Genomic DNA, 303 nt, shown 5'->3' with positions numbered 1-303 from the left:
CGTGATACCGGTTCACGTTCTGGACATGGATTTCCCCCAGCGCCCGCTCGCCCTGGCGCAAATTGACGGCCCGGTGTGCGATGCCGTGATCTTTCGCAAAATCCCGATAGGCTGTCGCCGCATCGGTGGCCAGCAGCACGGCCTTGTCCAGCATGGGTAATAAATGGCGCTGCAATTGCGCCACCGTGACGGGGCCGCGCCCCGGCACGAAATCGCAGGTACGCCCTTGCCGGTCGCGCGCCACGAGAATGCAGTCCAGTTCGCCGCTGATGCCCCGTTTTTTCGCATGGCCCCCGCGCCGCC

The 303-nt window shown here is 65.0% G+C and carries 1 pseudogene; it reads right to left on the bottom strand.

What is annotated here, in order from left to right:
• Positions 1-303, bottom strand: a pseudogene (locus tag GM672_RS30290) (IS1595 family transposase); the annotation flags it as partial.

This window comes from Pseudoduganella buxea (genome assembly GCF_009720835.1).
In the GTDB taxonomy this organism is placed as follows: domain Bacteria; phylum Pseudomonadota; class Gammaproteobacteria; order Burkholderiales; family Burkholderiaceae_D; genus Rugamonas; species Rugamonas buxea.
The sequence above is the reverse complement of the archived record's forward strand: the minus strand, read 5'-3'. Positions and strand labels throughout refer to the sequence as shown.